The sequence below is a fragment of the Kluyvera sp. CHPC 1.2972 genome, from assembly GCF_036759925.1.
Lineage (GTDB): Bacteria > Pseudomonadota > Gammaproteobacteria > Enterobacterales > Enterobacteriaceae > Kluyvera.
Window position 1 is genome coordinate 114,883 of the sequence record NZ_JAPKIB010000013.1, and the last position, 7,566, is coordinate 122,448.

The following is a 7,566-nucleotide window of genomic DNA, read 5'->3' on the forward strand; positions in this document are numbered from 1 at the left end:
ACGAGATTAACTCTACTCTTTTTTACCCCGTTCAGAAAGCATTTTTTGTAGTTTTTTTTCATTTGTTACATAACGAATTCTAATGTTCATCACAAAACTAGATAAGTTATGTTGCTTACTTACAAAAAAGAGCGTTATTCATCGGATACTTAATGAGCTTGATCCCAGTTTTCACCACTGCCCACTTCCACCAGCAACGGCACATCCAGCGTCGTGCTGTTTTCCATTAACTCATGCACTTTCTTCGATACCGCCTCGAGGTCATCTTTATGCACCTCAAAGACCAGTTCATCGTGTACCTGCATGATCATGCGAACGCGTGGCTTCTCGCTTTCTAACCACTCATCTACCGCAATCATCGCGCGTTTGATGATGTCGGCAGCGGTTCCCTGCATCGGGGCGTTAATCGCCGCACGCTCAGCACCCGCACGGCGAGCGCCGTTGCTGGATTTGATGTCCGGCAGATAGAGGCGACGACCGTCGAGCGTAGCAACATAGCCCTGCTCTTTAGCCTGCTGACGGGTGCGCTCCATATAGTCCAGCACGCCAGGGTAACGCTCGAAGTAGAGGTCCATATATTTCTGGGCTTCTTTGCGCGGGATATTAAGCTGGCGAGCCAGGCCAAAGGCGCTCATGCCGTAAATCAGGCCAAAGTTAATCGCCTTAGCGCTACGACGCTGTTCACTACTCACGCTCTCCAGGGGCAGGCCAAATACCTCAGCCGCGGTAGCGCGGTGGATATCCTTGCCTTCGGCAAACGCATTCAGCAGGCCTTCGTCGCGGGACAGGTGCGCCATAATGCGCAGCTCAATTTGCGAGTAGTCGGCAGAGACGATGAGGTAATCTTCTGGCGCAATAAACGCCTGACGAATACGACGCCCTTCCTCGTTACGCACCGGGATGTTCTGCAAGTTCGGATCGGTCGAAGAGAGTCGCCCGGTTGCGGTTACCGCCTGGTGATAGGAGGTATGGACGCGGCCGGTTTTCGGGTTGATCATCAACGGCAGTTTATCGGTGTAGGTCGATTTCAGCTTCGCCAGACCACGGTACTCCAGAATCACCTTCGGCAGCGGGTAGTCGAGTGCCAGCTCTTCCAGCACCTCTTCCGACGTAGAGGGCGCGCCGCCCGGCGTTTTCTTCAGCGGCTTGATGCCCTGTTTTTCAAACAGGATGGTCTGCAGCTGCTTCGGCGAGGAGAGGTTAAATTCTTCCCCGGCAATCTCGTAGGCTTTCTGCTCCAGCTCGACCAGACGCTTGGCAATCTCCTGGGAATGTGCGTGCAGCACCGCAGGATCAATCTTCACGCCGTTACGTTCAACGCGTGACAGCACCGGCACCAGCGGCATTTCAATCTCGTTAAAGATGCGCAGCGGCCCTTCGTGCTTCTGCAGCTTCGGCCACATCTTCAGGTGCAGCTGGAGCGTCACATCGGCATCTTCCGCCGCATAGCGACCGGCTTCTTCCAGCGCAATCTGGTTGAAGGTCAGCTGATTTTTACCTTTACCGGCAATCTCTTCGAACGTGATGGTTTTGTGTTTTAACCAGCGGTCAGAGAGGCTGTCCATATCATGGCGGCCAGCAACGCTATCCAGCGTGTAGGACTCCAGCATGGTGTCATAGGCGATTCCGCGCAGTTCGATGCCGTAGTTGGCAAGAATACCGCGGTCATACTTCAGGTTCTGGCCCACCTTCAGCAGCGTTTCATCTTCCAGCAGCGGCTTGAGGAGTTCTAAAGCGCGCTCGCGGGAGATCTGGTCAGGGGCATCGAGATAGTCATGAGCGACAGGAACATAGGCAGCAATACCCGGCTCGGTCGCGAACGACAGACCCACCATATTGGCAGAGATGTTATCGAGGCTATCGGTTTCAGTATCGAAAGCAAACAGAGGCGCTTTCTTCAGCTTCTCAATCCAGCTGACCAGCGTAGCTTCATCAAGGATGGTGACATAGTTTTCGGACGACAGCGTGGCTGCAGTCTCTTCGACTTCAGCCTCAACGTCTACGTCAGCGGCTTTACTGGCCGGTTTAGCGGCAGGTTTCGTCCCTTTAGCCTGCATCCAGGTACCGGACTCAACGTCGGTGATCCAGCGCTTAAATTCGTATTTCTTGAACAGCGTTAGCAGCTCATCGGCCGCAGGCTCCGCGACGATCAGCTGCTCACAGCCCAGCTCCAGCTCAACGTCCGTTTTAATGGTCGCCAGCTTATAGGAGAGGTAGGCCAGATCTTTGTTCTGCTCGAGCTTCGCCGCCATGGTTTTTGCGCCACGGAAAGTCAGCCCGGCGATTTTTTCCAGTTCACCGTAGAGTGTATCGAGGCCACCTAGCCCTTGCAGCAGCGCCTGCGCGGTCTTTTCGCCCACGCCCGGCACGCCCGGAATGTTATCCGAGGAGTCACCCATCAGCGCGAGGAAATCAATAATCAGCTCTGGCGGCACGCCGTACTTGGTCACCACTTCGTCCGGGCCGAGAATGGTATTGGTCATGGTGTTGATAAGCGTAATGCCCGGGGTGACGAGCTGTGCCATATCTTTATCCCCGGTGCTGATAAGCACCGGACGGCCCGCTTTTTCCGCTTCACGCGCCAGCGTACCGATCACGTCATCCGCTTCCACGCCGGAGACGGCCAATAGCGGCAGGCCCATCGCTTTGACCATGATGTGCAGCGGTTCAATCTGCGCACGCAGATCGTCCGGCATTGGTGGGCGATGTGATTTGTAGTCTTCAAACAATTCGTCACGGAAGGTTTTTCCCTTCGCATCAAACACCACGGCAGCGTGGGTTGGCTGATACTGGAGGATCAGGCTGCGCAGCATGTTCAGCACGCCGTACATCGCGCCCGTCGGCTCTCCCGCACGGTTCGTCAGCGGTGGGAATGCGTGATATGCCCGATAGAGATAAGAAGATCCATCAACGAGGATGAGAGGGTTTTCAGGGATCTGAACCATAATTTCCGTGCCTGTTTATCAGATTATGGGTAAAGGATGCCACAGACGGCATGAAAACATGAGTTTTTCGCCAAAATAACGAGAAAAGATTTGCAGATCCTCGCGATCGCACGCAAAACAAATTGTGGATAAGTTTGTGAATAGTTTTATTTTACTGATAACAAATGATATGTAATAGATAGTTAACTATAAAATAATTCAATATTTTCATTGTGTTATATATGGATCGTGGCTAATGGCAGCGATCTGGTGGTAATTCACACAGTGTGGATAGACATAGCGGCAATTTTTCTATTCAGGTAAGAACCGTCATTTAGCACGTTTTCTGGTAAAATCAGCGCCTTGTGCCTTTTTGTATGGGCACGTTAAATAACTAACTATCTGAATAAACGAACTATGTCGAGATTACTCGCTGCGATAACGCTGCCCATCAGTATCGCACTCACCATATTATTGACCATATTGTGCTCCATACCGATTATTCTCGCCGGCATGATTAAACTGATTTTACCGGTGCCGGTAATCTGGCGCTCCGTCTCGGTATTCTGCAACTTTATGATGTACTGCTGGTGTGAAGGGCTAGCGGCGCTGCTGCATCTCAATCCCTGGCTCAAGTGGGATATTGAAGGGCTTGAGACGCTCAATAAGAAGAATTGGTATCTGCTCATTTGTAACCACCACAGCTGGGCAGACATCGTGGTGCTATGTGTGATTTTCCGCAAGCATATCCCGATGAATAAGTATTTCCTGAAGCAGCAGCTGGCCTGGGTGCCGTTCATGGGGCTGGCATGCTGGGCGCTGGATATGCCATTTATGCGTCGCTATTCCCGCAGCTATTTGATTCGTCACCCGGAACGTCGCGGTAAAGATGTGGAAACGACGCGCCGCTCGTGCGAAAAATTCCGCGCGCATCCCACTACCATCGTCAACTTTGTCGAAGGCTCGCGCTTTACCCCTGAAAAGCGCCTGCAAACCCGTTCGCCTTATCAAAACCTGCTGCCGCCGAAAGCCGCCGGTATTGCCATGGCGCTGAACGTGTTAGGTGCTCAGTTTGATAAGCTGCTCGACGTGACGCTCTGCTACCCGGAAAACGATAAGACCCCTTTCTACGATATGCTCAGCGGTAAGCTGACGCGTATTGTGGTTCGCGTGAATCTACGCCCGATTGACCCGGAGATGCACGGTGATTACGTGGGGGATAAGAACTTTAAGCGGCGCTTCCAGCTATGGCTGAATGCGCTGTGGGAAGAGAAGGACCATCAGATTACAGACATGAAAGCAGAATACAAAAACGCCGGTCATTGACCGGCGTTTTCTTTTTTATTTCTTCTCAACAAGCTGTTTTACGGTATCAGCATACTGAGCGACAAAGACGTCCATGTTACTGGTGTCCATGCCCTGCGGGTTCAGCTGGTATTTGCCGTTAACAAACATCGCAGGAACACCTTGCAGCTGCAGATCGGCTGCCGCTTTTTCCTGCTGCGCGACCAGAGATTTCACCACGAAGCTGTTCCAGGCGGCATCATAATCTTCGCCCTTCACGCCAGCGTCGGTGAAGACTTTGCGGATATCCGCAACGGTCTGCACGGTCTGGGTTTTCTGTACCGCTTCAAACATCGGTGCAGTGATCTGATCTTCTACGCCCAGCGCCATCGCTACCGCCCACGCCTGAGTCAGGTCTTTGCCCAACGGGCCCAGGAACTCAACGTGGTACTTGGTCATTTTGGTGCCTTCCGGCAGCTTTTTCTTCACGTTGTCGGAAACGTGCAGAACTTCCTCAAACTGATAGCAATGCGGGCAGTAGAAGGAGAAGAACTCCAGCACCTGCGGCTCACCTGCAACCGGCTTATCGATCGTAACGTATTGTTTGCCGTCGGTAATCTGAGCAGCGGATGCGCTGAATGCCAGAATCATACCTGCCAGCGCAAGCCAAACCTTTTTCATAACTCACTCTCTCCTGACTGTGTCGAATTAATACATTGGCGTTAACTGAAGAGGGGGTTCTTGCAGAACCTTCACCTGCTCAATAAAAGTCGCGATCTGCTGATGCCAGTAATCTTCCCCGGTTAACCAGGGAAAATTTTTCGGAAATGCAGGGTCATCCCAACGCCTGATAATCCAGGCAAGATAATAAACCAACCGCATTGCACGTAAAGGCTCAATCAGCGCCAATTCGTCTGAATTAAAGCTGCTGAATTCTTCGTAAGCCTCAACGATAGTTTCAAGCTGCATACGTCTCTCAGCAGGAGAGCCGTTAAGCAACATCCAGAGATCCTGAACGGCGGGGCCGTTGCGCGCATCGTCAAGATCGACAAACAGCGGACCATCGCGCCAGAGGATATTCCCCGCATGGCAGTCACCGTGTAGGCGTAAAGCATCGAAACGCCCATGCCATAGCCCCATGACCGCATCAATCAGATCATCGGTCGCTTTCAGGAAACGGTCTTTTAAACCGGCGGGAATCAGCGCCGAATGCTCAAAAAGGGCGCGCGGCTCAATCAGATACTCTTTTACGCCGATAGAAGGACGCGCAGCAAAGCGCGATTTGCGGCCAGTCTGGTGCATGCGCCCGAGATAGCGCCCAACCCACTCCATTTGATCCAGGTTATCTGATTCGAACTGTCGGCCCCCCATGCTCGGGAAGACGGCAAAATAGAACCCCTCATGCGTGAGCAGAGTCTGGTCATTAAATAGGATAGGTGCGGCAACCGGAACCTCATCCTCGACGAGCTCCAGCGCAAACTGGTGCTCTTCAAGAATCTGCGCCGCCGACCAGCGTTCCGGACGATAGAATTTCACCACCATGCGGCGACGATCTTCATCCTGAAACTGATAGACCCGATTCTCGTAGCTGTTAAGAGGGGTGAGTCCAGAATCAACCCGGATACCCTGATCGAATAGGGCATCGATGATGGTATCCGGGTGGAGAGTCTGGAAAGTGAAAGCCTTGTCGTTCATCCTGACATCCGATAACGATACGAATGATTCAGGATATCATTTCGCGGTGCCTTGAGTGGCTCTGCTTACAACCTTTTACTCTTTTATTACGCCGCGAGCGCGCAGCAGCGCGGTTTTGAAGTCTTCTTCATAATCTTTCTGAATGCCAGGAATAACCGCGTCTTTGGCGGAGTCGCGCATTTTCAGATGGTAGATCAGAATATCATCCGTTAAATCGGCCAATTCGCCGTCATAGCCTGACTCCTTCGCCAGTTTCTGCAAAAATTGCAGTAAATTCAGCTCCGGCTCTTTCTGCCAGGCTGGCTGGAGGAGTTCAATAACTTCATTCAGACGTTTACATTTCATGGTCGTGCTCCTTACGCTTAATAGAGACACGTTAGCAGGGTAAACCCCACAATAAAAGAGGCGATAGCGGTGAAAGCAGAGTGCCAGATAACCGGCGTGGTGTTAGCAGGCGGCAAAGCCTCAAGAATGGGTGGGCAGGACAAAGGATTAATGCTGCTTGATGGTAAGCCATTATGGGAGCACGTTGCGGATGGCCTTCGTCCGCAGGTGAGCAATATCGTTATTAGCGCAAATCGTAATCTGGATATCTACCGACAGAGCGGCTTTCCGGTGATTGCCGATACGCTGTCGGGCTTCCCAGGGCCGCTTGCCGGGCTGTTATCGGTTATGCAGCAGACATCCGGCGAGTGGTTTCTGTTTTGCCCTTGCGATACGCCGTTTATCCCCGACAATCTTGTCGAACGCCTGGTAGATCAGCGCCAAAATACCCCAGTGGTATGGGTTCATGATGGCGATCGCGACCACCCTGCGGTCGCCCTTGCTCACCGCAGCCTGGCCCCAAAGATTGTCGATTACCTTGCCAGTGGTGAACGTCGCGTAATGGTGTTTATGCGTCAGGTTGGCGGCCATTCCGTCGATTTTAGCGACACGAAAGAAGCATTTCGCAACATGAATACCCCGGAAGATCTCAAGCTCAATCAGGAAAGAATATGATCCCATTGTTAGCGATTGCCGCCTGGAGCGGTACGGGAAAAACAACGCTGCTGAAAAAACTGATCCCCGAACTTTGTGCAAAGGGTATTCGTCCAGGGCTTATCAAACATACGCATCATAATATGGATGTAGATAAGCCAGGAAAGGATAGCTACGAACTTCGCAAGGCGGGAGCGGCACAGACGCTGGTTGCCAGCCGGCAACGCTGGGCGCTGATGACGGAAACGCCGGAAGAAGAAGAGTTAGACCTAGCGTTTCTGGTCAGTAGGATGGACGCTTCAAAGCTGGATCTGGTGCTGGTTGAAGGGTTTAAGCATGAAGCCGTCGCTAAGATCATGCTATTTCGTCAGGATGCCGGGCACCCGGTGAACAAGTTGACGATCGATGAACATACGATTGCAGTGGCCAGCGATATTACGCTAAACGTTGATGTGCCGGTGCTGGATTTAAATAATTTACCGGAGATAGTGGCGTTTATTGTGGCATGGTTAGAAACAGAAGAGTAATTGGTAGCCCGGGCGAACGCAGTGACCCCGGGATTTTCACCGCACTTTCACTTTCCCGCAGACGCAAAAAAGCCCATCCGTCAGGATGGGCTTCTTCACTAAATTGATGCCTGGCAGTTCCCTACTCTCGCATGGGGAGACCCCACACTACCATCGGC

At 52.2% G+C, this 7,566-nt stretch carries 7 protein-coding genes; 3 read left to right on the forward strand and 4 right to left on the reverse strand.

Features of this window, described 5'->3' with window-relative positions; translation table 11 throughout:
* Positions 1-149 precede the first annotated feature (149 nt).
* On the reverse strand, positions 150-2,945 hold the full coding sequence (polA, locus tag V6944_RS18170) for a DNA polymerase I (protein WP_333499972.1): 2,796 nt from the start codon (positions 2,943-2,945) through the stop codon (positions 150-152).
* Between the two features lie 396 nt (positions 2,946-3,341).
* On the opposite strand from polA, the gene V6944_RS18175 reads away from it, so the two are divergent.
* Entirely contained in the window at positions 3,342-4,250 is a 909-nt protein-coding gene (locus V6944_RS18175) for an acyltransferase (protein ID WP_333499973.1), read from the forward strand.
* 15 nt (positions 4,251-4,265) lie between these two features.
* Here V6944_RS18175 and dsbA read toward each other — a convergent pair whose 3' ends face one another.
* The 3 genes from dsbA to V6944_RS18190 form a co-directional block, all read right to left on the reverse strand.
* Entirely contained in the window at positions 4,266-4,889 is a 624-nt protein-coding gene (dsbA, locus tag V6944_RS18180; RefSeq protein ID WP_035892299.1) for a thiol:disulfide interchange protein DsbA, read from the reverse strand.
* Positions 4,890-4,916: 27 nt separating this feature from the next.
* Positions 4,917-5,903, reverse strand: coding sequence for a serine/threonine protein kinase (locus tag V6944_RS18185; protein WP_333499974.1), 987 nt, complete (start codon positions 5,901-5,903; stop codon positions 4,917-4,919).
* Between the two features lie 75 nt (positions 5,904-5,978).
* Complete coding sequence (locus V6944_RS18190) at positions 5,979-6,248, reverse strand: YihD family protein (RefSeq protein WP_035892297.1); 270 nt, start codon at positions 6,246-6,248, stop codon at positions 5,979-5,981.
* A gap of 126 nt (positions 6,249-6,374) precedes the next feature.
* Between V6944_RS18190 and mobA the strand changes: the two genes are divergently transcribed.
* Together mobA and mobB are read left to right on the forward strand one after the other, a co-directional pair.
* Positions 6,375-6,902, forward strand: coding sequence for a molybdenum cofactor guanylyltransferase MobA (gene mobA, locus V6944_RS18195; RefSeq protein WP_442910753.1), 528 nt, complete (start codon positions 6,375-6,377; stop codon positions 6,900-6,902).
* Positions 6,899-7,408, forward strand: coding sequence for a molybdopterin-guanine dinucleotide biosynthesis protein MobB (mobB, locus tag V6944_RS18200; protein WP_333499976.1), 510 nt, complete (start codon positions 6,899-6,901; stop codon positions 7,406-7,408). Before mobA ends, mobB begins: the two co-directional genes overlap by 4 nt.
* The last annotated feature ends 158 nt before the right edge of the window (positions 7,409-7,566 follow it).

What these genes read in the sequence shown, in the direction of transcription:
- V6944_RS18175 (WP_333499973.1), top strand. Translation starts at nt 3,342, where the DNA reads ATGTCGAGATTACTCGCTGCGATAACGCTGCCCATCAGTATCGCACTC.
- mobB (WP_333499976.1), top strand. Translation starts at nt 6,899, where the DNA reads ATGATCCCATTGTTAGCGATTGCCGCCTGGAGCGGTACGGGAAAAACA.
- dsbA (WP_035892299.1), bottom strand. Translation starts at nt 4,889, where the DNA reads ATGAAAAAGGTTTGGCTTGCGCTGGCAGGTATGATTCTGGCATTCAGC.
- mobA (WP_442910753.1), top strand. Translation starts at nt 6,375, where the DNA reads ATGGGTGGGCAGGACAAAGGATTAATGCTGCTTGATGGTAAGCCATTA.
- V6944_RS18185 (WP_333499974.1), bottom strand. Translation starts at nt 5,903, where the DNA reads ATGAACGACAAGGCTTTCACTTTCCAGACTCTCCACCCGGATACCATC.
- V6944_RS18190 (WP_035892297.1), bottom strand. Translation starts at nt 6,248, where the DNA reads ATGAAATGTAAACGTCTGAATGAAGTTATTGAACTCCTCCAGCCAGCC.
- polA (WP_333499972.1), bottom strand. Translation starts at nt 2,945, where the DNA reads ATGGTTCAGATCCCTGAAAACCCTCTCATCCTCGTTGATGGATCTTCT.